This window comes from Citricoccus sp. NR2 (genome assembly GCF_027594385.1).
Classification (GTDB): Bacteria; Actinomycetota; Actinomycetes; order Actinomycetales; family Micrococcaceae; genus CmP2.
This window is the reverse complement of sequence record NZ_CP115154.1, coordinates 930,067-954,988: the sequence shown is the minus strand read 5'-3', so window position 1 is coordinate 954,988 and position 24,922 is coordinate 930,067. Positions and strand designations below refer to the sequence as shown.

General features: G+C 63.6%; 24 protein-coding genes and 2 riboswitches. Of the genes, 9 read left to right on the top strand and 15 right to left on the bottom strand.

Annotated features, from left to right (window positions below; translation table 11 throughout):
- The first annotated feature begins 15 nt into the window (after window positions 1-15).
- The 7 genes from O1A05_RS04415 to O1A05_RS04385 all read left to right on the top strand — a co-directional run bounded on the left by O1A05_RS04415 (window position 16) and on the right by O1A05_RS04385 (window position 8,250).
- Window positions 16-372 carry a PadR family transcriptional regulator gene (locus O1A05_RS04415; RefSeq protein WP_270106851.1) on the top strand — a complete coding sequence of 119 codons (357 nt, stop codon included), beginning with the start codon at window positions 16-18 and terminating at the stop codon, window positions 370-372.
- Window positions 369-1,343 carry a permease prefix domain 1-containing protein gene (locus O1A05_RS04410; protein ID WP_270106850.1) on the top strand — a complete coding sequence of 325 codons (975 nt, stop codon included), beginning with the start codon at window positions 369-371 and terminating at the stop codon, window positions 1,341-1,343. Before O1A05_RS04415 ends, O1A05_RS04410 begins: the two co-directional genes overlap by 4 nt.
- Before the next feature lie 111 nt (window positions 1,344-1,454).
- On the top strand, window positions 1,455-2,909 hold the full coding sequence (locus O1A05_RS04405) for a type I restriction-modification system subunit M (protein ID WP_270106849.1): 1,455 nt from the start codon (window positions 1,455-1,457) through the stop codon (window positions 2,907-2,909).
- Window positions 2,906-4,048: a restriction endonuclease subunit S gene (locus O1A05_RS04400; RefSeq protein WP_270106848.1), complete on the top strand. Its 1,143-nt coding sequence runs from the start codon at window positions 2,906-2,908 to the stop codon at window positions 4,046-4,048. The genes O1A05_RS04405 and O1A05_RS04400 overlap by 4 nt, the downstream gene beginning before the upstream one ends.
- Window positions 4,049-4,109: 61 nt before the next feature.
- On the top strand, window positions 4,110-4,553 hold the full coding sequence (locus tag O1A05_RS04395) for a helix-turn-helix domain-containing protein (RefSeq protein WP_270106847.1): 444 nt from the start codon (window positions 4,110-4,112) through the stop codon (window positions 4,551-4,553).
- A complete protein-coding gene (locus tag O1A05_RS04390; protein WP_270106846.1) occupies window positions 4,550-4,903 on the top strand; it encodes a HepT-like ribonuclease domain-containing protein in 354 nt (117 codons plus the stop codon). Before O1A05_RS04395 ends, O1A05_RS04390 begins: the two co-directional genes overlap by 4 nt.
- On the top strand, window positions 4,900-8,250 hold the full coding sequence (locus O1A05_RS04385) for a DEAD/DEAH box helicase family protein (RefSeq protein WP_270107501.1): 3,351 nt from the start codon (window positions 4,900-4,902) through the stop codon (window positions 8,248-8,250). The genes O1A05_RS04390 and O1A05_RS04385 overlap by 4 nt, the downstream gene beginning before the upstream one ends.
- 24 nt (window positions 8,251-8,274) lie before the next feature.
- Here the strand turns inward: O1A05_RS04385 and dnaB are convergent, their stop codons facing one another.
- From dnaB to O1A05_RS04350, 7 genes are all read right to left on the bottom strand, one after another.
- On the bottom strand, window positions 8,275-9,651 hold the full coding sequence (gene dnaB / locus O1A05_RS04380) for a replicative DNA helicase (protein WP_270106845.1): 1,377 nt from the start codon (window positions 9,649-9,651) through the stop codon (window positions 8,275-8,277).
- A 522-nt stretch (window positions 9,652-10,173) separates the two neighbouring features.
- The gene (locus tag O1A05_RS04375; protein WP_270106844.1) at window positions 10,174-10,929 is read right to left on the bottom strand and encodes a YggS family pyridoxal phosphate-dependent enzyme; all 756 of its coding nucleotides are present in this window, start codon (window positions 10,927-10,929) and stop codon (window positions 10,174-10,176) included.
- Between the two features lie 118 nt (window positions 10,930-11,047).
- Entirely contained in the window at window positions 11,048-11,509 is a 462-nt protein-coding gene (gene rplI, locus O1A05_RS04370) for a 50S ribosomal protein L9 (RefSeq protein WP_270106843.1), read from the bottom strand.
- A gap of 30 nt (window positions 11,510-11,539) precedes the next feature.
- Entirely contained in the window at window positions 11,540-11,779 is a 240-nt protein-coding gene (rpsR, locus tag O1A05_RS04365) for a 30S ribosomal protein S18 (protein ID WP_270106842.1), read from the bottom strand.
- 89 nt (window positions 11,780-11,868) lie between these two features.
- Window positions 11,869-12,462 (bottom strand): single-stranded DNA-binding protein, encoded by a 594-nt coding sequence (locus O1A05_RS04360; protein WP_270106841.1) that lies wholly within the window; start codon window positions 12,460-12,462, stop codon window positions 11,869-11,871.
- 75 nt (window positions 12,463-12,537) lie between these two features.
- On the bottom strand, window positions 12,538-12,843 hold the full coding sequence (gene rpsF, locus O1A05_RS04355; RefSeq protein ID WP_270106840.1) for a 30S ribosomal protein S6: 306 nt from the start codon (window positions 12,841-12,843) through the stop codon (window positions 12,538-12,540).
- 170 nt (window positions 12,844-13,013) lie between these two features.
- Window positions 13,014-14,336 (bottom strand): M18 family aminopeptidase, encoded by a 1,323-nt coding sequence (locus O1A05_RS04350; protein WP_270106839.1) that lies wholly within the window; start codon window positions 14,334-14,336, stop codon window positions 13,014-13,016.
- A 163-nt stretch (window positions 14,337-14,499) separates the two neighbouring features.
- Here O1A05_RS04350 and O1A05_RS04345 point away from each other — a divergent pair, with 163 nt between their 5' ends.
- Window positions 14,500-14,934, top strand: coding sequence for a response regulator (locus tag O1A05_RS04345; RefSeq protein ID WP_270106838.1), 435 nt, complete (start codon window positions 14,500-14,502; stop codon window positions 14,932-14,934).
- Here O1A05_RS04345 and O1A05_RS04340 read toward each other — a convergent pair.
- A complete protein-coding gene (locus O1A05_RS04340; protein ID WP_270106837.1) occupies window positions 14,931-16,466 on the bottom strand; it encodes a glycosyltransferase family 87 protein in 1,536 nt (511 codons plus the stop codon). The genes O1A05_RS04345 and O1A05_RS04340 overlap by 4 nt on opposite strands.
- Window positions 16,467-16,626: 160 nt before the next feature.
- Here O1A05_RS04340 and O1A05_RS04335 point away from each other — a divergent pair, with 160 nt between their 5' ends.
- A complete protein-coding gene (locus O1A05_RS04335; RefSeq protein WP_270106836.1) occupies window positions 16,627-17,712 on the top strand; it encodes an inositol-3-phosphate synthase in 1,086 nt (361 codons plus the stop codon).
- Here O1A05_RS04335 and thiD read toward each other — a convergent pair.
- From thiD to O1A05_RS04300, 7 genes are all read right to left on the bottom strand, one after another.
- Window positions 17,687-18,574, bottom strand: coding sequence for a bifunctional hydroxymethylpyrimidine kinase/phosphomethylpyrimidine kinase (gene thiD / locus O1A05_RS04330; RefSeq protein WP_270106835.1), 888 nt, complete (start codon window positions 18,572-18,574; stop codon window positions 17,687-17,689). The genes O1A05_RS04335 and thiD overlap by 26 nt on opposite strands.
- Window positions 18,553-19,287: a thiamine phosphate synthase gene (gene thiE, locus O1A05_RS04325; RefSeq protein WP_270106834.1), complete on the bottom strand. Its 735-nt coding sequence runs from the start codon at window positions 19,285-19,287 to the stop codon at window positions 18,553-18,555. Before thiE ends, thiD begins: the two co-directional genes overlap by 22 nt.
- Window positions 19,284-20,093, bottom strand: a complete 810-nt coding sequence (thiM, locus tag O1A05_RS04320; protein ID WP_270106833.1) for a hydroxyethylthiazole kinase — start codon at window positions 20,091-20,093, stop codon at window positions 19,284-19,286. Before thiM ends, thiE begins: the two co-directional genes overlap by 4 nt.
- Window positions 20,093-20,923, bottom strand: a complete 831-nt coding sequence (locus tag O1A05_RS04315; protein ID WP_442867663.1) for a 3-oxoacyl-ACP reductase — start codon at window positions 20,921-20,923, stop codon at window positions 20,093-20,095. The genes thiM and O1A05_RS04315 overlap by 1 nt, the downstream gene beginning before the upstream one ends.
- Before the next feature lie 51 nt (window positions 20,924-20,974).
- Window positions 20,975-21,083: riboswitch (TPP riboswitch) on the bottom strand.
- 86 nt (window positions 21,084-21,169) lie between these two features.
- The gene (locus tag O1A05_RS04310; protein ID WP_270106832.1) at window positions 21,170-22,867 is read right to left on the bottom strand and encodes a formate--tetrahydrofolate ligase; all 1,698 of its coding nucleotides are present in this window, start codon (window positions 22,865-22,867) and stop codon (window positions 21,170-21,172) included.
- Between the two features lie 42 nt (window positions 22,868-22,909).
- Window positions 22,910-23,437 (bottom strand): DedA family protein, encoded by a 528-nt coding sequence (locus tag O1A05_RS04305; protein ID WP_270106831.1) that lies wholly within the window; start codon window positions 23,435-23,437, stop codon window positions 22,910-22,912.
- A 68-nt stretch (window positions 23,438-23,505) separates the two neighbouring features.
- Entirely contained in the window at window positions 23,506-24,804 is a 1,299-nt protein-coding gene (locus tag O1A05_RS04300) for an NtaA/DmoA family FMN-dependent monooxygenase (protein ID WP_270106830.1), read from the bottom strand.
- Window positions 24,797-24,904: riboswitch (TPP riboswitch) on the bottom strand. It overlaps the preceding gene by 8 nt.
- Between the last annotated feature and the right edge of the window lie 18 nt (window positions 24,905-24,922).

The window sequence follows — 24,922 nt, the reverse complement described above, 5'->3', positions numbered from 1 at the left end:
AGTATCGTGTCAGTCATGAGCGAAGAGTTCGATCCTCATCTGCAGGAGTTGCGCCGCGGCACCATCGTGCTGGCCTGCCTGCAACTGTTGCGCACCCCCGGCTACGGCTACGGCCTGCTGCAGCAACTCGAACACCACGGCTTCACCACGGATGCGAACACGCTCTACCCTCTGCTGCGCCGCCTCGAGAAACAAGGGCACCTCACTAGCGAGTGGAACACCGAAGAATCCCGACCCCGCAAGTTCTACCGCACCTCCGAAAAGGGCCTCCGCCTGGCCGACACCCTGCACAGCGACTGGCTCGCACTCACCACATCCCTCACCTCACTCACCCCCGAGGGCTCCCCTGAAACATCTGGAGCATCGTCATGAGCGCCACCCTGACCGACCGCTACATCGCGGCCACCGTGAAATCACTGCCCGCCTCAGTCCAGGAGGACGTCCGCACCGAGCTGGAAGCCTCCATTCTCGACGACGTCGACGCCCGTATTGAGGCCGGAGAAACCCCGGAAGAAGCCGAGCGCGCCGTCCTCGCTGCCCTGGGTGACCCGGCCGTCCTCGCCGCCGGGTACTCCAATCAGCCTCTGCACCTCATTGGCCCCCGCTATTTCATCGCGTGGCGCCGACTGCTGAAACTGTTGCTCATCATCGTCCCGATCTGTGCCTTCGGCGGGGTCGCCTTCGCCCAAGTACTGGCCAACTCCTCCCCCGGTGAGGTGATCGGCCAGGCACTGGGCGTGGGGCTGGCTTCTGTGGTGCACGTGTGCTTCTGGGTCACCCTGGTGTTCGTGATCCTCGAACGTACCGGCGCCGATGCGGGCACCACCTGGGACGTTGACCAGCTGCCGGATTGGCAGGAGACCGGCACCGGCCGGTCCGATCTGATCGCCACACTGGTCTTCCTCGGGCTCGCCCTGGGCGCGGTGGCCTGGGATCAGCTGCGTGGCTTCATCCACGTAGACGGGGAATCGGTTCCGATTCTCGCCCCGCAGTTGTGGCCGTGGTGGATGATCGGCCTGCTCGGACTGCTGGTGTTTGAAGCGGTGTTCGCCATCGTGCTGTATCGACGACGTCGCTGGAGCACCGCTCTCGCCATCGCCAATACCGCCCTGGCCATTCTGTTCCTCAGCTGGGCGATGACGCTGTTGGGGCGCGGAGACCTGTTCAGCACCGAGCTGATCGAGCTGGCGCTGAGCAACGGGGTCAGCCAGGACACACTGCACATCCTCGCCGTCATCTTCGGATTCGGCGTCGTGGGCACCAGCTGCTGGGACATCGCCGATGGCTGGTGGAAGACCCACCGCATGGCCCAGCAGATGGAGAAAGTTCCGCTGATAACCTGATGAAAATGCGCTCCCCACGCGCGTCACCCGTTTCAGCAGCACCCCAAAGGACCCACCGATGAGCTCTCTCCCGACACGATTCGCTCTCCTCTTGTCGGATGGAGCTACACAGTGATCACCGGGGAACTGAAATCCAAGATCGACCGCGTGTGGGATGCCTTCTGGTCGGGAGGCATCAGCAATCCGCTGGAAGTCATCGAGCAGATCACCTACCTGCTGTTCATCCGCCGACTGGACGAGATCCAGACCCTCGCCGAGAATAAGGCACGGGTCACCGGCAAGCCGATCGAGAATCCAGTGTTTTTGGCAGGCCAGACGGATCTTCGGTGGAGCCACTTCAAGAACACCTCCCCCGAGGTGATGTTCAAGATCATCGGTGACGAGGTCTTTCCGTTCCTGCGTGGAATGGGCGATGGCACCACCTACAGCCAGCACATGAAAGATGCTCGCTTCACCATCCCCACCCCGTCCTTGCTGTCGAAGGTCGTCGACATGCTCGACGGCATCCCGATGACCGACCGCGACACTAACGGCGACCTTTACGAATATCTGCTGTCGAAAATCGCCTCGGCTGGCGTGAACGGACAGTTCCGCACCCCGCGCCACATCATCGACCTCATGGTCCAGATGACCGCGCCGACAGCGGTCGATGAGATCTGCGACCCCGCCTGCGGCACCGCTGGATTCCTTGTCTCGGCGAGCGAGTACGTCCGCGAGACTCACAATGATGCGCTGCTGGATGCCACACAACGGCGCCATTTCCACCATTCGATGTTCCACGGCTATGACTTCGACTCGACCATGCTCCGCATCGGCAGCATGAACATGCTCATGCACGGTATCGAAGCCCCGGATATTCGCTACCGTGACTCACTTTCTGAGGGTGCCGCTGGCGATACCGAGAAGTACACGCTCATCCTCGCCAATCCGCCTTTCGCTGGGTCTCTGGACTACGAGTCAACCGCGAAGGATTTGCAGAATACGGTCAAAACGAAGAAGACCGAGCTGCTGTTCCTTGCCTTGTTCTTGAAACTCCTCAAGACTGGCGGTCGCGCTGCGGTCATCGTTCCCGATGGAGTACTGTTCGGCTTGAGCTCAGCTCACAAGAAGCTGCGCAAGACGCTCGTTGAAGACCAAAAGCTGGATGCCGTCGTCAAGCTTCCCTCTGGCGTCTTCCGCCCCTACGCCGGTGTCTCGACCGCCATCCTCTTTTTCACCAAAACGAACGATGGCGGCACGGATAACGTCTGGTTCTACGATGTGCGTGCCGATGGGTTCTCTCTGGACGACAAACGCAGCCCCGTTGAAGCAAACGATCTGCCGGATGTGCTGGCTCGCTGGCAAGCGCGAGATGCAGAAAAGGATCGCGCCCGCACCGACCAGTCGTTCTTCGTGCCCAAGACGGACATCGTCGCGCAGGGGTATGACCTCACTATCAACAGGTACAAAGAAGTCGTCTACGAAGAAGTCGAACATCCCGCCCCGCTCGACATCATCGCCGACATCGAGAAGTTGGATGCCGAAATCGCTGCCCACCTCGACGAGCTGAAGGCGATGCTCTCGTGAAAACAGTTGTCCTCGGCGATCTAATTCGTCCGGCGGGACGAAAGGCGGGCGCCGACACCAACTTCCCCGTTTACTCAGTGACCAAGCACTCGGGATTCGTACCGAGTTTGGAGTACTTCAAGAAGCAGGTATTCAGTCGCGAAGTCACCGGATACAAGCTTGTCGAGCCCGGGGACTTTGCTTATGCCACCATCCATCTCGACGAAGGATCCATCGGCATTGCACCCGAACGTGGACTCATAAGTCCGATGTATACGGTGTTCAGCGCTGACGGATCTCGCGTGGACTCTAACTACCTGATCCGGTTCCTCAAGAGCCCCCGGGCACTCGCGCATTACCCTCAGCTAGGCAAAGGCGCTATCCACCGGCGCAAATCGATTTCACTAAGCGCGCTCGGAAATCTCCCCATTCCCCTCCCCTCGATCCCCGAGCAGCAACGGATCGCGGCGCTCCTTGACCGAGCCGACGCGATCCGCACCAAGCGCCGCCAGGTTCTCGCCCACCTCGACTCGCTCACCCAGTCGATCTTCCACGACATGTTCGGTCACCCTTTTTCAAACGAACGCCATTTCCCGAAGGAGTCGATCGGCTCGCTCGCGACTGTGGAGACTGGCAACTCACCATCCCGCGCTTCCGCCGAGAATTTCGGCAATGCGATCGAATGGATTAAGTCTGACAATCTCGGCAATGTCATCGCGACGCGTGCAATCGAAGGGCTCTCCGAGACCGGAATGAGACGCGCTCGAATCGCCCCGGCTGGCTCCATCCTCGTCACCTGTATTGCAGGCAGTGCTTTAAGTATCGGTAAGGCCTCCATTGTCGATCGCCCTGTCGCTTTTAATCAGCAGATCAATGCGATACTCCCTTCTGATTCCATCGACGCCATGTTCCTGCTCGGTCAGCTAAAAACATTCCCTGAGCTAGTCCGTGGTAGGTCGACCGGAGGGATGAAAGGTCTCGTCAACAAATCAGCATTCGCCTCGATAGAAGTCCTTGTGCCACCCCGAAAAACCCAACGCATTTACGCTCAACGCATGCAAGTACTTATAGGTTTACGACAGGCCACCCTTCATGCACTCACCGCCGACGATGACCTCTTCGCCTCACTTCAGTCCCGGGCATTTCGGGGAGATCTCTAAACCAAGCCATTCAGGTAGCCACTTATATCGCCCGCGATAACCCTTGCACTACAGTAGAGATATGGATATTCGGGCTGAGCGACTTGCGGCAGGCATGAGCCAGTCGCAGCTGGCACGCGCCGCAAAGGTTTCGCAACCGAATATATCCGCCTACGAGAACGGCCGCCGCGAGCCCAGCCCCGAGGTGCTAGAACGACTGCGCCACGCTCTCAACGCGCCACCAATGCACCGAATTGACCAGCACCGCGCCGACATCCACCGCCTCGTTTCCGAGCACCGTGCCGCCGCGCCCCGCATCTTCGGATCAGTGGCACGCGGTGACAATACCGCAGGCTCCGACCTCGACCTACTCGTCGACTTCACGCCGGATGCCAGCCTGCTCGACATCATCGGACTCCGGCTCGACCTGGTTGATCTACTGCACATCGACGTCGATGTGGTGGACGTCGATTCACTTCGTGGGGAGATGCGCGAGCGGATACTCAAGGAAGCCGTCGCCATATGACCTCGGAGGCGGCGAAAACGCAGGATGCGGCAACACGCGTGGTTGCAGTGTGCGACGTGATTAGCGACATCGTCTCCGCAGGCGAGGAGAAATTCCTTGCGAACGTCCAAACTCAGTGGGCCGCCCAGATGGGGCTCATCCGCATCGGCGAAGCCGTATCGAAGATCCCTCTTCCCGTGCGTGAGCGCTTCCCCGCCCAGCCATGGCGAGCAATCATCGACATGCGCAACTTTGCCGCCCACCAATACGACGACCTCAACCAACACCGCGTATGGCGCACGATCGTGAGCGACGTGCCCGCGCTGCGCACATATCTCATCGACACCGTCATCCCTGGGGTGGATACATGAGCAACTTCGCCTTCCTGCGAGAGACGATCCCACAGCTGTTCACCGACGCTGCCCGGGCGGAGTCCTATCTCGCGTCCGATCCGCGCTCGGCGTGCTTCTACAGTCGCCGCGCTGTCGAGCTCCTAGTCGACTACCTCTACGACGTGCTGTCGCTACGGGAGCCGTACCGAAGTGACCTTGCCGCGAAGATCAGTGACGCCTCGTTCAAAACACACGTGCCACCAGCCATCGGACAAAAGCTCACGGCAATCAGGCGCATGGCAAACACGGCCGTCCACGACACTCGGCAGATCAGCCAAGAAACGTCACTTGCAGTGTTGCGAGAGCTGTTCAACGTCATCGTCTGGGCGTCCTACCACTACTCTCCTCGACCTGATGTGGTGCCCCTCCAGGCGCGGTTCGACCCAGCTCTAGCCGCCCGTTCAGCCCCGCTCTCACGCGAGGAGATTTCCCAACTTGCGGAAAAATTCCGCGAGCAAGATGAGGAGCACGCCCGTGTGCTCGCCAAGAGGGATGAGCGGCTCGCGGCACACGAGGCCGAAATCGCCGAACTTCAGGCGAAAATCGCTAAGGCCCAGGCGTCCGTCGCGCCAGACACCCGGGACTACGACGAAGCCGCCGCGCGCGATCAGTTCATCGACGTTCTCCTGCGCGAGGCCGGCTGGCCCTTGGACCAAGACCGCGATCGCGAATACGAAGTCCAAGGTATGCCCACCGCTGAGGGGCGTGGCTTTGTCGACTATGTGTTGTGGGGTGCCGATGGTCTGCCGCTTGCGGTGATCGAAGCGAAGCGCACGGCAATGTCGCCGGACGTCGGGCAGCAACAGGCGAAGCTCTATGCCGACTGCCTGGAGCGCGAGTTCGGACGCCGACCAGTGATCTTCTACACCAACGGCTACGTCCACCGCATCTGGGACGACGCGGGGGGCTACCCGCCGCGCGAGGTTCAAGGCTTCTACACACGTGACGAGTTGGAATTACTCATCCAACGCCGACGCACAAAGCAACCGCTGTCGCCCCAGCCTGTGAACACTGATATCGCAGGGCGTCCGTACCAGGTGCGGGCGATCAAAGCCGTTAGCGATGCCTTCGATCGTCATCAGCGCGAAGCACTCCTGGTGATGGCCACAGGCTCCGGGAAGACCCGCACCACGATCGCTCTGGTCGATCTGTTGCAGAAAGCCAACTGGGTCAAACGAGTGCTGTTTCTTGCCGACCGTACCGCGCTCGTGAAACAGGCTGCGAACGCCTTCAAAGCCCACTTACCTGGGTCGACTACCGTCAACCTTGTCACCGAGAAGGCCGTCGACGGGCGCGTCTACGTCTCGACCTATCCGACCATGATGAATCTCATCAACGAGGTCGACAACAAACTGCGGCGCTTCGGACCAGGATACTTCGACCTCATCGTGATTGATGAGGCGCATCGCTCCATCTACGCCAAGTACGGCGCAATTTTCGACTACTTTGACGCCATGCTGGTCGGCCTGACTGCCACCCCGAAGGACGAAGTCGACCACAATACCTATCGACTGTTTCACCTTGAGGATGGTGTCCCCACCGACAATTACTCGCTCGATGAAGCCGTGGACGAGGGGTATCTCGTGCCTCCGCGTGGCGTGAGCTTTGACGGTGGCTTCTTGCGCGCAGGAATTCAGTATGCCGACCTGAGTGAGGAAGAGAAGGAACAATGGGATTCCCTTGACTGGGGAGATAACGGCCCGCCCGACGAGGTCGGGGCCGAAGAGATCAATCGATTCCTATTCAACGAAGACACCGTCGATAAGGTCCTCGAGACGCTGATGGTACGCGGCTACAAGGTGGCCGGCAGCGACCGTTTGGGTAAGACCATCATCTTCGCGAAAAATCAGAAGCATGCCGAATTCATCCAGCGTCGCTTCGACCTCGCCTATCCGGAGTATGCGGGCCATTTCGCCCGTGTCATCACGCACGGCACCCCGTACGCGCAAAGTCTCATCGACGACTTCTCGGTTCCGGACAAGGCGCCGCATATTGCGATCAGCGTCGATATGCTCGACACCGGAATTGATGTGCCCGAGGTTGTGAACCTCGTGTTCTTCAAGATGGTGCGATCCAAGTCGAAATTCTGGCAGATGATCGGCCGCGGCACACGATTGAGACCCGACCTCTTTGGACCAGGAGAAGATAAACAAGACTTTCTCGTCTTCGATTTCTGCGGCAATCTCGAGTACTTCGGCCAAGACCTTCCCGGCTCGCAAGGCCAGATCCAAAAATCGCTCTCACAGCGATTGTTTGAGGCCCGTCTCGGGCTCGTGACCGCACTGGGCGACGCTGAGCCAGAGTTACGCACCTCGACCGCAGCTACGCTACATTCAATCGTCGAGGGGATGAACCTCGACAATTTCGTCGTACGTCCCCACCGTGCGGCAGTCGAGGAATTCGCCGAGAAGGATGCGTGGAAGCAACTCACGCCCGCAAAAGCCGAGCGGCTGCTGCCCATCGCCGGGCTACCCACCTCAGTCCGCGATGACGACGAGGACGCCAAACGATTCGACTTGCTGATTCTTCGTCGACAGCTGGCACAACTCGATGGGGACGCGATACTCGCCGAACGGATCCGAGAAACCGTCCAGCATATTGCGACATCCTTGCTCAGCAAGCTAGCAATCCCGTCTGTGGCGGAGCAGAGCGTTCTGCTGGAATCAATAGCTGGCGATGAGTGGTGGTTCGACGTGACACTACCGATGCTCGAACTTACACGACAGCGGGTTCGTGCCTTGGTGCGCTTTATCGAGAAGACCCAGCGGAGTCCCGTATACACAGATTTCGAAGACCTCTTGGGGGACGGTGTAGAAGTCGATTTCCCGCGCATCACCCCAGGCACTGACTTCGTACGCTTCCAGTCCAAGGCAGAAGCGTATCTTCGCCAGCACTTGGAACATCTTGCGCTGCAGCGGCTCCGCAGAAATAAGCAACTCACTCCGGACGATCTCTCGGAGCTCGAAGGCATGCTCGTCGAAGCCGGTGCCGGACCTATCGACATCGTTTGGGCGAATGAGCAAGGCGGGGGCCTCGGGATCTTCATCCGCGGTCTCGTCGGACTCGACCGGGCCGCTGCCGCTGAAGCATTCAAGGACTATCTGGATGAGACCAGGTTTACCGTCGATCAGGTCCGTTTCGTCAATCTCATCGTTGACGAGCTGACGCGCAACGGTGTGATGGACCCAGAGCGCCTGTTCGAGCCTCCATATACCGACCATGCACCAATAGGACCGGATATGGTTTTCCCTCAATCTGACGTGGAGGTCATCATCGATACCTTGCACGACATACGCAACACCGCCGTGCCACCAGAGGTGGCGTAGCTCCCCTCAGAAGGCGTGCTCGGCTTAGAAACCGCCGGAGTCGGTGGCCATGTTGGAGAAGCGCGAGTAGTGGCCCTGGAATCCGACCACAATGGTCTTGGTGGGGCCGTTACGGTGCTTGGCCACGATCAGGTCCGCTTCACCGGCACGCGGTGATTCCTTGTCATAGATGTCTTCACGGTGGAGCAGGATGACCATGTCGGCGTCCTGCTCAATCGAGCCGGATTCACGCAGATCAGAGACCTGAGGCTTCTTGTCGGTGCGCTGCTCAGAACCACGGTTCAGCTGGGACAGCGCGATCACCGGCACCTCGAGCTCTTTGGCCAGCAGCTTCAGTGCACGCGAAAATTCGGCAACTTCCTGCTGACGGGATTCCACGCGCTTGCCCGAGCTCATCAGCTGCAGGTAGTCGAGAATCACCAGCTTCAGGTCGTGCTTCTGCTTGAGTCGACGGCATTTGGCGCGGATCTCCATCATGGACATGTTTGGGGAGTCATCGACGAAGAACGGGGACTCGTTGAGCCGACCGACAGTCGCGGCGATCTGGGTCCACTGCTCATTGCGGATGGTGCCCTTGCGCAAATCCTGCAACGCGATCGTGGCCTCGGCCGACAACAGACGCATGGCGATCTCGTTCTTGCCCATTTCGAGGGAGAAGAACACGGTGGCCATGTTGTTCTTGATGGCCGCTGAGCGGGCGAAGTCCAGGGCCAGAGTGGATTTACCCACTGCGGGGCGGGCAGCGATCACGATCATCTGACCGCCATGTAGGCCCTGGGTCAGCTCGTCGAATTCATAGAAGCCGGTGGGCACACCAGACATGCCGTCCCCGTGGGATCCGGCCGCTTCGATCTCATCCACGGTGTGCTCGAGAATGTCCGCCAGGGCGACGTAGTCCTCAGACTGACGCCCCTCGGCCACCTTGTAGACCTCGGCCTGGGCCTCGTTGACGATTTCCTCGACTTCGCCGTCCTGGACGTAGCCCATCTGCGCGATCTTGGTACCCGCGCCCACCAGGCGTCGCAGCACCGCCTTCTCACGCACGATTTCAGCATAGAAACCGGCGTTGGCCGCGGTGGGCACCGACTGCACCAGTTCGTGCAGCGTTGCCGCGCCACCGACGCGCTGGAGCTCCTGGCGCCGGTTCAGCAATGCGGTCACGGTGATGGCGTCGGCGGGCTCCCCGCGGCCATACAAGTCGATGATGGCTTCGTAGACTAGCTCATGACCAGGAGAGTAGAAGTCGCGTCCGCGGATGATTTCCACGACGTCGGCAATCGCATCCTTGGAGAGCATCATCCCACCCAGTACCGAGCGTTCAGCATCGAGGTCCTGCGGAGGGGTGCGGTCATCGCGTGGGGCGCCGGAGCTTTGGGCGGAATCAAACCGCGTAGACGTCACTGTTGCTTGATTCCCTTCCCCGAAACCCTCGCTCCGGCACCCTCACGCTTGGACCCCAAGAGCAGGAGGATGCACGCCGGAATACTGGTGCCAGCAGGCCGGCCAATATCCACTCGCTCAGGGGGAATACCACGTGACACTACTCGGCTTAGACATATCACTCAACCGCGTGTCGACCCCAGACTGTGGATAACTTGTGAATTAAGTACCCACATGTGTGAAGTGTTTGGGGATAACTCGTGGAGAACCCGTGTCACTCCGTGCACAACATCCCTCTGACTTGGGATTTTGCAGAACCTGGTGTGTGGACTCAGAGAATTTTTGCCCCAGTTTTTCCGCCTTGCACTAGGGGATTTTGTGTGGCAGTGGGAGTGGAACCAGGGCGAACTCCACAACGTAGTACGTTTATCCACAGCCTATCCACACCTGTTAATCCCGGAATAAAGCCAATGCTGAACACAAGGTGTCTGAACTTCGAACACCTGATGGAAACAGATGACTCCAGTTGGGCCCGAATGGAACTTACTCTTGCATAGCCGGAGCGGGACGTGCGCCGAAAATCGATTGGCCCACACGCACCACATTGGCCCCTTCAGCAATGGCCAATTCGAAGTCGCCGGACATCCCCATCGAGAGATCACCGGGACCGATCAGCTCCGGTGTGGCTTCCCTCGCGTTGTCGCGCAGCTGACGCAGTAACTGGAAACAACCACGCACCTGCTCGACGTCTTCGGAGTGCACTGCAAGCGTCATCAGACCGCGCACCCGCAAACGAGAGAACTGCGGCAAGGTTGCCAAAAATTCTGGCAGCTCATCCGGGTTCAGCCCCGACTTTGCTTCTTCGGCCGAGGTGTTGACCTGGACGTAGACGTCCAGGGTGCGGTCCTCGGCCTCCAGGCGGCGTTCTAAGGCTTCAGCGACCTTGATCCTGTCCAAGGCCTGGAACTCGTGCGCGTAGCGCGCCACGTCGCGAGCCTTGTTGGTCTGCAGAGGTCCGATGACGGCCCAGTGGAGGTCCAGATCGGAGAGCTCTTGAGCCTTGCGGGAGACTTCTTGGACATTGTTCTCTCCAAGTTCGGTCATGCCCGCTTCGATAGCGAGACGTAGCCGTTCCGATGGCACAGTTTTCGAAACGGGCAGCAGCCGGATTTCCGAGGCATCCCGGCCAGCCCGCTGTGCAGCAGCGTCGATGCGTGCACGCACCGCATCGAGGTTCTCCCGAAATTCGGCAACTGATTCCGGAGTGGGGTGTGGAGCTGGAGTGGCAGAGGTCGACATGGCCATGACCTTAACACACCAGAAACAGAACCAGGGCAGGAACCCGAATCGGGTTCCTGCCCTGGTGCTTAGCGTGAAACGCCGCGGCGCCTCAGCAAGTGGTCTGAGCTACGTCAGTTCACTTTTTCTTCTTGATCGCGACAACCTGCAGGCTGATCACGGCGAGAACGTCGTCGTGCAGACGCACCTGTGCCTGGTAGTTCCCGGTGGCCTTGATGGGCTTGGGGATGGTCACCTTGCGCTTGTCGATCTGGCCGAGACCAGCGTTCTCGACAGCGGCGGCGATGTCAGCGGGCTTCACGGCGCCGAAGAGGCGGCCGGATTCACCAGCGGTCACGTCGAGACGCACTGCAGTGGACTGCAGCTTCTCGGCCAGAGCCTGAGCATCTTCGAGGTTCGCGATCGCACGGGTCTTGCGAGCCTCGCGGATCGCCTCGACCTGCTTCTCCCCACCCTTGGTCCACGCGGTAGCGAAACCGCGGGGCACCAGGTAGTTGCGAGCGTAGCCGTTCTTGACCTCTACGACGTCACCGGCAGAGCCGAGACCGGATACTTCCTGAGTCAGAATGAGCTTAGCCATCTGTATCTATTTCCTTCCTCGACGTCTCGATCAGCCGCGGCCTGCGCCGGAGTAAGGAAGCAGGGCAACCTCACGGGCGTTCTTGATGGCCTGGGCGATCTTGCGCTGCTCCTGCACGGACACGCCAGTGACGCGACGTGCGCGGATCTTGCCGCGGTCGGAAATGAACTTGCGCAGCAGGGCGACATCTTTGTAGTCAATGACCTCGATGTCGGCCGCCTTCAGCGGGTTGGACTTTGGTTTGGGCTTACGAATTTCAGCCTTTGCCATCGTGGTGCTCCTTTGAGTTGGGGAGCCCGCAGATCAGTCTGCGGGATGGGTGAATATTGGGTGTAACTAAGGGGAATGAGCTGTTCGGATTAGAACGGGGGCTCGTCGTTGCGCGGGGTATCCCACGAACCAGCCGAGGGGGCGCCACCCCATGGGTCGGCCTGGCCACCACCGGAGTTGCCTCCCTGGTTGCCACCGCCCCAGCCGCCGTTGCCGCCGGAAGACTGGTTGCCGCCACCCCAGCCGCCGCCGTCATTCCCACCGAAGCCGCCTCCGGCGTTGCCGCCCGAGTTGCCTCCGAAGCCTCCGCCGCCGGAGCGGGGAGTGCGGGTCACTTTGGCGGTGGCGTAGCGCAGGGACGGTCCGACCTCGTCGACGTCGAGTTCCCAGTTGGTGCGCTGTTCGCCGTCGCGGGTTTCGAAACTACGGGCGCGCAGGCGGCCCTGGACCACCACGCGCATACCCTTGGTCAGCGATTCCGCGACGTTCTCAGCGGCTTCACGCCAGACGGAGGCACGCACGAAAAGCGTCTCGCCGTCCTTCCATTCGTTGGATTGACGGTCGAACGTCCGGGGAGTTGAGGCCACCGTGAAGTTCGCGACAGCCTGCCCCGATGCGGTGAACCGCAATTCGGGATCGGCAGTCAGGTTACCCACGAGGGTGATCACTGGTTCTCCGGCCATAATGTCCGCTCCTTTGGTGCTTCCGTGTCTCTGGCGTGTATCAGCTCAGTGTCTTGACGCAGTCACAGCGTCGAGTCACTTGGCGGAGATCTTCTGCTCTTCCGGGCGGATGATCTTCGTGCGCAGGATGGTTTCGTTCAGGCCGAGCTGACGATCCAGTTCCTTCGAGGTCTCCGGAGTGGAGGAGAAGTTGACGACCACGTAGATGGCCTCTTCCTTCTTCTGGATCTCGTAGGCCAGGCGACGACGGCCCCAAACGTCCACGTTCTCCACGGATCCGCCATCTTTGGTGACGACGTCGAGGTACTTGCGAATGGTCGGTTCAACGGTGCGCTCGTCGACCTCAGGGTCGATCAGCACCATCAGTTCATATGCACGCATGCGAACCCACCTCCTTCGGGCTTTGCGGTCACGGTCTTTCCGTAACAGGAGGTTCTAGTTAGTGCAGTGGTCTGCGCAGTCCCCGGCATCAGCCGGTTTCAGAGCGCAGAAAACCTTGATCATCTTACCCGAGATCACACCCGGCAGGAAACCGAGAATTCAGTTAAGGATCAGGCCCCGGAGAAGAACGCCGTGGTGACCACACCGAGGCTACGCGGATCCTCGGCCCCGCACATTTCACGGGCGGAGTGCATGGAGAGCAGCCCGATGCCGACGTCGACGGTACGGATTCCCAGCCGGGTGGCGGAGATGGGGCCGATGGTGGAGCCGCAAGGCACCGTGTTGTTGGAGACGAACTCCTGGAACGGCACCTTCGCGGCGGCACACCACCGACTAAAAGCAGCGGCGCCGACGCCGTCGGTGGCATAGCGCTGGTTGGCGTTGATCTTCAACAGGACTCCGGCGTTGGCACGCGGGTGATTGGCCAGGTCGTGGCGCTCCGAATAGTTGGGGTGCACCAGGTGCCCGCAGTCGGCGGAGAGCAACCAGGAGTCTCCGAGTACCCGAGAGCGTTCGGAGACCGTGGTGATGCCCAGCGCTTCCAGGATGCGGCCCAGAATTTCTTCCAGCAGGGGCCCGCCTGCGCCGGTGCGGCTGGCGGATCCGACCTCTTCGTGGTCGAACGCGGCGAGCATCGGGATGACCGGGGCATCGTCGCCGTAGTCCGGCAGTTGGGCGTTGAAGCCGCTCAGGGCGGTGACTCCGGCGTGGACGGAGGCTAGATTGTCGAGCCGGCCGGAGGCGAAGAACTCGTCGCGGGCACCGAAGCGTGCCGGCCGCTGGCTGTCGATCAGCACGATGTCGGCCCCGGTGACCTCCTCGGCGGTGAGGCCCACGTGGCGGGCCAGCACGGTCATCACATCGGATGCCTGTTCACCGGCCGAGAAGATGGGGTGCAGATGACGCTGACGGTCCAGGATCAGGCCATTGTTGACCTCGCGGTCCAGGTGGATCGCCAGCTGCGGGATCCGGGCCATGGGGTCGGTATGCACCAGGTGCGTTTCGCCATCGTCGCTGATCAGACGCCCGGCGAAGCAGAGGTCGCGGTCCAGCCAGGAATTGGCCAGCGGGCCTCCATAGACCTCGACTCCGGCCTGATTCCAGCCGTCCGTGGAAGTGGAGGGGTTGGGCTTGAGTTTGAAGGTGGGCGAATCGGTGTGGGCGCCGAGAATGCGGAAGGCCGGCAGCTGTTGGGTGCCGAGCTCACCGCCGGGCAGAGACCAGGCGACGACCGCGCCGTCGCGGACCACCACGTAGCCTCCGGCTTCGGAGGGGAAGGGCTCGGATTCGTTGAGCCGGCGGTAGCCGGCCGCTTCGAGACGGCGGGCTGTTTCTTCCGCTGCGTGATAGCTGGAGGGGCTGGCGGTGATGAAGTCTGAGAGATCGTCGAGATAGGAATCGGTGGAGTGCTCAGTGGGGCTCGTCACGCTCATGGTTCTACCGTAGCCGGTGGACTCCTCCACACGTAGATACCGGGCGCGGGTCGTCCACACCAACAGCGGTGGCGACCTTCCCGCCCATTGTCGCGTCGGTAGATTCCTGGACCATTCCGAGAACCCACTGGTCTCCGACCCAGAGACTGGGCAGAATGGAGGTATGTACCTGTCGGTGGAAGTGTTGACGGTGGTGATCTCCGCGGTCGCCGTGGTGGTGACCATTGTTGCCTCGACCTTCTCTGGTTTCGCGTGGTTCATCAAGCGCATGGACCAAAAGTTCGAGCAAGCGGACTCCAGATTTAAGCAGGTGGACGCCCGTTTCGATCAGATGGACGCAAAGTTCACGCAACGCATCGACTCCCTCGAGTCGAGAATGGACGCCCGATTCGACCAGATGGACGCGAAGTTCACACACCGCGACGACGCGCTCGACTCCAAGTTCGCGCAACGCGTTGCCTCGCTCGAGTCGAAAATGGACAGTCGGTTCGACAAGCTGGATCAGCGTCTCGACGGACTCCAGGGTGAGCTCACCGAAGTGAAAATCGCCGTCGCCCGCCTCGAGGGACCGCCACGTCGGATCGAGATCGCCCGCTAAATTCGGGTGTCAACGTCGGCCGTCGTCGACCGAATCAGCCAGGGCGCCCGATCGGCTGCCCCATCATAGGGGCCGCCCTGAGGATCATCAATGGACTGAGCCGCCAGATCGCCCGGGTCCCAATGCGTCGCGTTGAGCTTCCGGGTCCCCACCGGCACCGTCGTGGGACGCTCGGACTGGGCAGGGAGACTCCGGCGCACCGGGTCGTCTTCTGGGCGCAGGATCTGCTGCACCACACGCACCATCAGATAAACGGTGGCAGCCACATGAGCCAGCACAGCCATCACGTAGATCGACGAGTCCAACTGATGCACGTTCTCATGTCCCGAGACCTGCGAAGACAGATGCGCCCAGATGGCAAAAAAATGCAGAACTTCGGCCAACTGCCAGATCAGGAAATCCCGCCAATTCGGCAGAGCCAACGCCACGAGCGGCACCAGCCACAACACGAACTGAGGCGAATAGACCTTGTTGCACAGGATGAACGCGGCCACGATCAGCAGTGCCAACTGAGCGAAACGAGGCCGGTGGGGAGCCAACACGCCGAGCAGGAAAATTCCGCCACAGCACAGCACGAAAGACACCACCGACAACGTGCCCAGACTCGCTCCCGTCACCGCCAGCGCGCTACCATCGGGAAGCACCTCGTTGTAGATCTGCCAGATAGAGGACCACCCCGGCGGGCGCTCGGAGGAGAAGGTGTAGAACAGCGACCAGGCCTCGGGGTTGGCGATCATCAGCGGCAGATTCACCACCAGCCACGCGACGACGGCGCCCAGCACCGTCCAGGCCAGCGGGGCGAAGCGTAGACTCCGCACGGCCAAGATCAGCAGCGCCCCCAACAGCAACATCGGGAAAACTTTCATCGCCGCACCCAGACCCAGCATCACACCGGCCCAGCCGGGTTTGCCTCCGCCAAACAACCACATCCCGAGCATCATCAGGGCCACCGCCCACATGTCCCAGTTGATACTGCCGGCCAGGATGATTCCGGGCGCCACCGCTACCATGGCCGCGTCCCAATACCGGCGCCCGGCGGACCGGGCCGTGACTATCACCGTGACCACCCACAAGGCGAACACGAACAAGAAATTCACATCGAAGTAGATCAGCGAGGCGGACGCCCCGAAACTGGGCAGCGTCTGGGCGATCATTGCCGTCATGGAGGCCACGAGCGCGGCCAGCACGGGGTATTCGAAGGTGGAGCCGTCAGCGAAAGGGGCCAAAGCATTCTCCGCCAGGCCGCGCCCGGCGTAGAGGGCAGTCCAGTCGGAATAACAGCCGGCGAAGTACACATCGGGCTGGCCCCAGCCGTTGATCCGGCAGAACGATTTCTGCAACACGGCGACGACGGCGGCCAGGGTGGTCAGCAGAATCAGCACCCGAAAAGGCGTGAAAAAGCGGGCCGCGCTCCGGCCCGGAACCGTGTGCGCACCCACGGGTCCGCCGATGCCACGGCGCAGCGCGGCAAGCAGACTGTCGTCCTGGGTGGGTGACACCGCGGGCAGGCGCCGGGGAGGTGACTCGGGCATGCCGCCAGTCTAGACACCGGCGGTCGATCTCATCCTGAACGTGTCATCACTCACGCGGCGCGCGCTTAACTACACCAGAAGGCGTACAGTAAGAAAGGTTTGTTTCCACGTTTCGTCTACATCAATCAACGGCAACGTCGCCGTCGCCAAAGGAGTACCGGTGTCGAAGAACCCCATTCGCGTTGCGATCGCAGGCCTGGGCAACTGCGCCACGTCCCTCATCCAGGGTGTGGAGTACTACCGCGAGACCTCTAGCGAGGAGAGCGTTCCCGGCCTGATGCACGTACAGTTCGGCGACTACCACGTCTCGGATCTCGAGTTCGTGGCTGCGTTCGACGTCGACGCGAAGAAGGTCGGACTCGACATCGCGGACGCGCTGGGCGCCTCCGAGAACAACACCATCAAGATCGCTGACGTGCCTGCGACCGGCGTGAGTGTGCAGCGCGGCCCGACCCTGGACGGCCTGGGCAAGTACTACCGCGAGACCATCGAGGAGTCCGACGCCGAGCCCGTCGACGTCGCCGAGGTGCTGCGTGAGCGCCAGGTGGACGTGTTGGTCTGCTACCTGCCCGTGGGTTCAGAGCAGGCCGCTAAGCACTACGCACAGGCTGCTATTGATGCGAAGGTCGCCTTCGTCAACGCTCTGCCCGTGTTCATTGCCGGCACCCCGGAGTGGGCGCAGAAGTTCACCGACGCTGGCGTGCCGATCGTAGGCGACGACATCAAGTCCCAGATCGGCGCCACCATTACCCACCGCACCATGGCTGCGCTGTTCGAGTCCCGCGGCGTGACCGTGGACCGCACCTACCAGCTCAACGTAGGCGGCAACATGGACTTCAAGAACATGCTCGAGCGCGAGCGCCTGGAGTCCAAGAAGATCTCCAAGACCCAGGCTGTCACCTCGAATGTGCGCGCCGAACTGGCCGACGACGACGTCCACATCGGCCCGTCCGACTACGTGGCCTGGCTGGACGACCGCAAGTGGGCGTTCGTGCGCCTGGAGGGCCGGAACTTCGGCGACGCCCCCGTCTCGCTGGAATACAAGCTCGAGGTGTGGGACTCCCCGAATTCGGCCGGCGTGATTATCGACGCCGTGCGCGCCGCGAAGATCGCCGCCGACCGTGGCGTCGGCGGTCCGATCCTCTCGGCGTCGTCCTACTTCATGAAGTCCCCGCCCGTGCAGCACCACGACCAGGAAGCGCACGAGCTGGTGGAAGCCTTCATTCGCGGGGAGATCGAGCGCTGATCGCGTGCAGGTGGTTCACCGGGCCGTGACCGGTCTCCGGAGCCACCGGCAGTTGCCAGTCCGCGGCGGCCACCAGCGCCTCGTGCAGGTAGTCGCGTCCGGCGCGCACCGCGTCCACCCATTCCGGCACCTCGAGTCGGCCCCCGGTATGGCAGGCGCGCCCGGCGTGGGCGGCGATCGCTGACGACAGGGTGCAGCCGGTGCCGTGCGTGTTGCGGGTGGTAACTCGCGGGCTACTCAGTTCGGTGACGCCGTCGCGGTGCACCACCACGTCGGTGACCTCCGATGAGCCGGCGTCGTCGTGAAGAGCCGCGGCAAGGTGCCCGCCCTTCATCACCACCACCGGCACACCCAGCTCGTGCAGCGCCCGACCCTGTTCCACCATCTGTGCCCGGTTCACGGCGGGCTCGGTGCCCAGCAACCGGGCGGCTTCGGGTAGATTCGGCGTCAGCACATCCGCCAGCGGCAGCAGTAATTCGCGCAGGGTATGGGCGGCATCGTCCGACGTCAGCGCATCACCAGACGTCGCCACCAGCACCGGGTCAACCACCAGGGTGCCCAGATCCTGACGCCGACGGGCTATCAGTTCGGCCAACGCGGCAACCACCTCCGGGCTGCCCAGCATGCCGATCTTCGTGGCATCGATCGGCACATCATCCACCACCGAGGTGAGTTGAGCGACGACGTCGGCCGGGGCCACCGGGATGACCTGCTGCACGCCCTGGGTGTTCTGCGCGGTGAGCGCGGTGAGCACCGAGGCACCGTACACGCGCAGGGCCGTGAAGGTTTTCAGATCGGCTTGAATGCCCGCACCCCCGGAGGAATCCGAGCCGGCAATGGTCAAGGCTGTGGGCGGGCGCATGCCACCTCCTCGCGCAGTCGAGCAGCGGCAACACGCGGGCTCGGCGCGGAAGCAATCGCGGACACCACGCAGATCCCGTCGACTCCGGTGGCCGCGACCGAGCGGGCGCGCTCTCGGTCAATGCCGCCAATGGCGACCGCGGGCAGTGCGGGCGCCTCGGGGTGCTGGGAACAGGCTGCGTCGCGAACCCGGAGCCGATCTCGCAGGCCATCGATCCCTAAAGGCTCGGCGGCGTCGGGCTTAGTGGCGGTGACCCAGACGGGGCCAATGCCAATCACATCCGGGCGGGCATCGCCCTCGGCCCGGGCAGCAGAGTCCACCTCAGCTGCCGAAGAAGTGGACAGCCCAATCAGCACTTTCTCGCCGAGGACGCCACGGGCTCGGGCGACGGAATCGTCGGACTGGCCCACGTGCAGGTGGCAGCCGGTGACGCGGGCCACCTCCAGCCGGTCGTTGACGAAGAGGGGGACCTGTTCGAAACGGGCCACCCCCACCTCCTCCACGATGCGGACCCGGCAGGCGCGCACCAGCTGGATCAGGGCGTCGTCGTCGAGGGTTTTGTCGCGTACCTGGATGACGGTCGCACCCCCAGCCACCGCCGCGGCCGCCACCTCGGGCACTCGGGCCGGGCCGCCGGAGTACCCGGTGTCGGTGACGTGGTAGAGCGACCAGTCGATGGCGGCGGCGCGCTCGGCCCGCTCGCGGGGGCTCATGCGCGCTCCTCCACCGTGACCAGCTCGCCGACCCGTTCCGGAGTGAGCTCGTGGAGGGCATCCATCCAGGCCACGCTGAAGCTACCGGGGCGCACAGTGGTCTCGGCCGCCAGGGTGCCCGCCGCGGAGAGCAGGGCGTGGGCGGCGAGCACGGCGTCGTGATCGGAGTGAACCTCCACTCCGAAACGCACGGCCCCCAGGGCCGCCGCCGTCACCGCGCCCAAGGAACATCCGGTGCCGATCACCTGCTGCATCACCGGGTGCCCGCCGGTCACCTGGCTCACCCGCCCCGGCGAGACGATGGCGTCACTCGGTCCGGACACCGCTACCACGGCCCCGGTGCGCTCGGCCAGGGCCCGGGCGGAGTCCAGCACGGTATCGACGGCGTCGGTGGCATCCACCCCGCGGCCCCCGGAACCGGCCCCGGCCAGCGCCAGGATCTCCGAGGCGTTGCCGCGGATCGCGCTCGGCCGCCCCTCCACCAGCTCGTGAGCCAGCCGGGTGCGCACGCTGAGTCCACCCACCGCCACCGGGTCCAACACCCAGGGAGTCTCGGTCTCGCCGGCGGCAGCCACCGCGGCACGCATCGCGTCGGCTGTCGCATCGGAGATGGTGCCGAGGTTGACCAGCACCCCGTCGGCCACCCGCGCGAATTCGGGGGCCTCTACCGGGTGCGCCACCATCGCCGGGGCCGCACCCACGGCCAGCAACACGTTGGCGGTGATCTGTTGGACCACCGTATTGGTCAGGCACTGGACCAACGGCGCCCGTTCGCGGAGCAGATCCAGTTCGGGAAACGTCGTCATCAGTTCATCACCAGCCCGCCGTCAACCACCAGGTTCTGCCCGGTGACCGCCCGGGATCCCTCACTGGCGAAGAACAGCACCGCGTCGGCGAACTGGGCGGGGGTGGTGACCTCGCGCAGCGGCGTGGCGGCGGCAATCGCGTCGAACACCTCGTCCGGAGTGGCCGACGACGCATCCGTGCTGCGCAGCAGTCCGCCGGAAACCATGTTCACCCGCACCCCGCGCGGACCCAACTCGGCGGCAAACGTCCTGGTCAGCGCCAACAATCCCGCCTTCGCCGCAGTGTAGTCGTGGTATGGCACCACCGGATTCTGCACCAGATTCGTACCCACATTGATCACCCGCGCCTCCCCGGCCTCCTCAAAGTCCGGCAGCGCCGCTTGGATCAGGTGCAGTGCACCCTCCACCGCGCCCTCGTACTGGCGGGCAAAATCCGCGCCGGTGATCTGCTCGACGCTGGGCCGCGCGTCCCCGTTGAAGGAGAAGTTCACCAGGGCATTGTTGACGACGACGTTCACCGGCACCCCGAACCGCTCACGCCCGGCACTCACCAGGGCCTGCACCTCGTCACGGTGGCGCACATCAGCCCGGACGGCCACGGTTCGATCCGGGTGCCGCGCCACTAGTTCCTCGGCGGCGTCTCGGCTGGAAAGGTACCCGATCACCACCCGCGCTCCGGCTTCGAGAAACGCCTCAGTGAGGTGGCGGCCCAGGCCGCGAGCGCCTCCGGTGACGACGACGATGCGGTCACTCAGGTCAGGGGCGGCAGAAACCGGTCGGGACGCAGTGCCCGGGGTGGTGGGAGGAGAGGCGACGGTAGCTGAGGTCACGGTGGGCCTTTCTGACGGTGGCCAAGAGAGACCACCGGGATGCGCAAACCGACACCTCGCTGTGGACGTCCCTTCGCCAGTACGAACTGGATCAGGTTCAACGGGTGTTATCTCAGCCGCCCGGATCCCACAAGGATCGGCGGCACCCCGCGTCACTTCCCACCACTGTAGGCCACCAGGCCCAGTGCGCGGAAGGGCGCCGGCCAGGTTACTGCTGCGGCGCAAACACCGAGCCGCAGCTGCGGGTCAGCTCAGCCCCGAGATCTGACCGTCGACGACGCTCATCCCGTCGGCGGCGGGACGGCGCGGCAGCCCGGGCATGGTAAGGATCTGCCCGGTCAGCGCCACCAGGAATCCCGCACCCGGTCGCCGTCGCAGTTCCCGGATGCTCACGGTGAAGCCCTCGGGCGCCCCCATCCGTGCAGGGTCATCGGAGAACGAGTAAGGGGTTTTCGCCATGCACACCGGCACCCGGTCCTCACCCGCAGCTTCCAGGTCAGCCAGCTGCCGCGCCGCGAGCGCAGAGTATTCCACGCCGGCCCCACCGTAGATCTCGGTGACGATCCGCTCGATCCTCTCCCGCGCCCCGGTCTCGGGCGTGAACAGCCCCTCGGCGGTGCGCCCCTGCTCCAGGGCGGCGCGCACGTGCCCGGCGAGCTCCTCGGCCCCCGCCCCGCCGTGTGCCCACACCTCGGTTACCGCACAGGCCACCCCCTGGTCCCGACACCAGTCCTGCAGCCAAGCCAGTTCGGCGTCGTCGTCCTGGGTGAAGCGGTTGATGGCCACCACCACCGGCGCCCCGAAGCGTTGCATGTTTTCCACGTGGCGGCCGAGATTGACGACTCCGGCCTCCAGTGCGGCCAGGTGTTCCTCAAGGCCGGCCGTGCCCGGATCGTTCAGCGTGGCCAATCCCATGCCCCCGTTGAATTTCAGCGCGCGCACGGTGGCCACCACCACGACGGCGTTGGGCATTGCGCCCGCGGTCGGCCCGGTGATCTGCATAAACTTCTCCGCGCCCAGATCCGCCCCGAACCCCGCTTCGGTGACGACGACGTCGGCGAGCCGGCGGGCGGTGTTCAGCGCGATGATGCTATTCGCTCCATGCGCAATATTGGCAAACGGTCCGCCGTGCACCACCGCCGGGGTGGCCTCCAGGGTCTGCACCAGGTTCGGCAGCACCGCGTCTTTCAGCACCACCGCCATAGCCCCCTGGGCGCCCTGCTCTCCCAGGTCGGCCACGGTGCGCTCCTCGCCGTCGTGGGTCCGCCCGATGATGATCCGACCCAGTCGCTCCGTGAGGTCCTCCAGGTCGGCGGCGAGGCAAAACGCCGCCATCGTTTCGGTGGCTACCGTGATTTCGAAACCGGTCTCGCGCGGCACTCCCGAGGCCCGACCGCCCAGCCCGTTCACCACCTGGCGCAGGGAGCGGTCGTTCACGTCCAGGGCGCGGCGCAGGGTGATGGTGCGCGGATCCAGGTCGAGCTCGTTGCCGTGGTGGAGGTGATTGTCGATCAGCGCGCACAGCAGGTTGTGGGCGGAGGTGATGGCGTGAAAGTCCCCGGTGAAGTGCAGGTTGATCGCGTCCATCGGGGCCACCTGCGCGCGCCCGCCACCGGTGGCCCCGCCCTTCATCCCGAACACCGGGCCCATCGAGGGTTCGCGCAGCGCCACCATGGCGTTGCTGCCGGTGCGGCGCAGCCCGTCAGCCAGGCCGATCGTCACGGTGGTCTTGCCCTCGCCCGCCGGGGTGGGACTGATAGCGGTCAACAGCACCACGGAGGCCTCCGGCTTATCCGCCGCATCCAGCTCCCCCAGGCGCGCGACGTCGATCTTCGCGGCATGCCGACCATAGGGGATCAGGGCGTCCTGCGGAATTCCCGCCCGCTCGGCGATCTCCGCCATGGATCGCAGGGTCACGGATGCCGCCATCTCTGCGTCACTCATGACGCCAGTCTAACGGTCAGGCACCTGCGGATGTGTCCGATCTCACGTGGGTGACTCGACGGCGTCGGACACCTCCGCACCGGCACGTTCCAGCGACCCCACCGGACGGCGCAACCGGCGCACGGTCACCAGCAGCACCAGGGCCACCAGCACCGCCACCCCGAACACCACGGTGCCCACCGGCCAGCGCGCATAGGCCCGGGAGACCGCCTCGAACCCCACGAATCCGATGGTGGAGTAGATGGTCGCCCACGCCGCGCCGCCGACCACCAGTGCGGGTAGGTATCGCCAGGCCGACATCCGAGTGGCGCCCGCGCTGAGGTTTGCCAGGGTCTGGAACCCGATCGTCAGGAAACTCACCGCCACCACCGGGGCGCCCCAGCGATTAATCCGGGCTTCGGCCGTGAGGTACGACGGCGAAGCGAGCAACTTCTCGGCGCGCTCAAACCGCGCGGCACCGCGGCGCACCAGCCGGCCCACCACGTAGGTCGCCCCGGCCCGGGCGAAAACAATGCAGAACAGCGCCAGCCATACCCAGACCAGCGGCATGTTCCAATTCAAGGGGTTCACCTCTCCAGGGTATCCGGCGACAGGCCTATGTGCCGAAATGAGCCGAGCCTGCCCTCACTCGGCCCGCCTCACTCCCGACTCCACCGCTCACGCAACGTGGTCTCCCGGTATTCGCGCCGGAACCGACCCCGGCGCTGCAGTTCCGGCACCAGCTGCTCCACCACGTCCTCCAGCGACCCCGGCAGGGTGGGCGGCATCAGGTTGAACCCATCCGCCGCCCCGGAATCCACCCAGTTCAGCATCGTCTCAGCCACCTGTTCCGGGGTGCCTATCAGCGTGGCGTGCCCACCCCCGGCCGCCAGCAACCCCAACAACTCGCGCACCGTGGGCTGCCGGGTCTCGATCATCCGCAGCACCGTGGCATAGCGGCCCACCGGCCCCGTGAATTCCTCCACGGGCGGCAGCTCCGGCACGGGCGCATCCAGCTCCCAGTCGGAGGCATCCTGACCCACAAAGAACGACAGCTGACGCAACGATTCCGCCACCGGCAGCAGCGCATCCAGTTCGGCCCGCCGCGCCCTGGCCTCCCGTTCGGTGGAGGCTACCTCGGTCACCAGGCCCGGCATCACGACGACGTCGTCCGGGTTCCGGCCTGCCGCGGCCACACGACGTCGCAGATCCGCCCGATACCGTCGGCCCGCCTGCGCATCCCACGCCACCGCGTAGATCCCCTCCGAGTAGCGTGCCGCCAGCGCGCGCCCCGGCTCCGAGGCCCCGGCCTGCAGCACCACCGGCCGCCCCTGCGGTGAACGCGGCACCGTCAGCGGCCCGGCCACCTCGAAGTAGCGTCCCCGGTGGTCCACCGGGTGAATTCGCGCGGCATCCAGGTAGGCTCCGTCCCGGTCCGCCCGCACCGCGCCGTCCTCCCAGGAGTCCCACAATCCCTGCATGGCCACGATAAACTCCTCGGCCCGGGCGTACCGCTGTTCGCGCCCCGGCAGGCGGTCCATCCCGTGATTCCGGGCTTCGGCGTCCGTCATCGACGTCACCACATTCACCCCCGCGCGCCCACCCGAGAGGTGGTCGAGGCTAGCGAGCATCCGCGCTGCCGGGAACGGCGTCCAGAAGGTGGAGGAGATCGTTGCCACCAGCCCGATCCGCTCCGTCGCCCGGGCCACCGCCGCCAGCGTGGTCAGCGGATCGAAGTACCGCACCGGCGCACTGCCCGGCCCCAGCGCCTGCCCGTCGGCCAGAAAGAACGCGTCGAGGCAGCCGCGCTCGGCCAGCTGGGCCAGTTGCTCCCAATACTCGATGGCCCCGATCCGCTCGACAGCAGAATCGGGAGCACGCCAGGCCGCCGCATGATGCCCGCATGCGGTAGCAAACAGGTTGAGGTGGATCTCGGAACGGGTGTGGACATGCGTCATTAATCGACAATCCCTTCGCCAGCATGATCTGGATCAGGTTCAACGGGTCTGTTCTCAGCCGCCGATTCGTTACGAACCAGGGGCACCCCGTGTCACGTTGTATAGGTGTTGACGACTT